Raw genomic sequence first — 661 nt, 5'->3', positions numbered from 1 at the left:
GTCATAACGATGGAAATGCACATTAAGTTGGTCCTTCAATACAAAGAGCATCTATCGAAATTAAAGCTTGAAATAGACGCCCTTGTGAAAGAAATTGAAGAATATAAAATTATCCAAACGATTCCCGGTATTGGAGAAAAAATCGCCGCCACGATTCTTTCAGAAATCGGAGAAATCGATCGGTTTAATCACCCTAAAAAACTTGTGGCTTTCGCGGGAGTTGATCCAAGCGTCTTTGAGTCAGGTAGATTTACAGCGACCCAAAACCGTATTACAAAACGTGGATCTAGTAGACTAAGGCATGCCTTGTTTATGGCTGTTAAATGTGCCATTCGAGATAGTCGTAAAAATAAAACGACCAATGAAATCATCCCAAGAAATAAGAGATTACGTGAGTTTTACGACAAAAAACGTAGTGAAGGAAAACCTTATAAAGTATCCGTTATAGCCTGTGTAAATAAGCTTTTACACTGGATTTATGCCCTATTAAAAACCAATACGACTTTCCAGGATATAGCTTAAATGTAAAAATAAAGCAAGAAATACAAAACCTTCCAAATCATAACAGATGGAAGGTTATTTGGCATGTCTATTTTTAGTATAACATGTGTTTTATAAAATTTTTATTGAAAAATATTGACAACTATTAGCTGGTTTAGTT

1 protein-coding gene is annotated in these 661 nt (G+C 34.6%); it reads left to right on the top strand.

Annotated features, from left to right (window positions below):
* Positions 1 to 522, top strand: a 522-nt coding sequence (locus AN960_RS23770) for an IS110 family RNA-guided transposase (protein WP_156339773.1), incomplete at its 5' end; no start/stop codon positions are given.
* Positions 523 to 661: the final 139 nt, after the last annotated feature.

Source organism: Bacillus sp. FJAT-25509 (genome assembly GCF_001420605.1).
Lineage (GTDB): Bacteria > Bacillota > Bacilli > Bacillales > Bacillaceae_G > Gottfriedia.
Note: the sequence above shows the minus strand (reverse complement) of the source record. Positions and strands in the feature narration are given on the sequence as shown.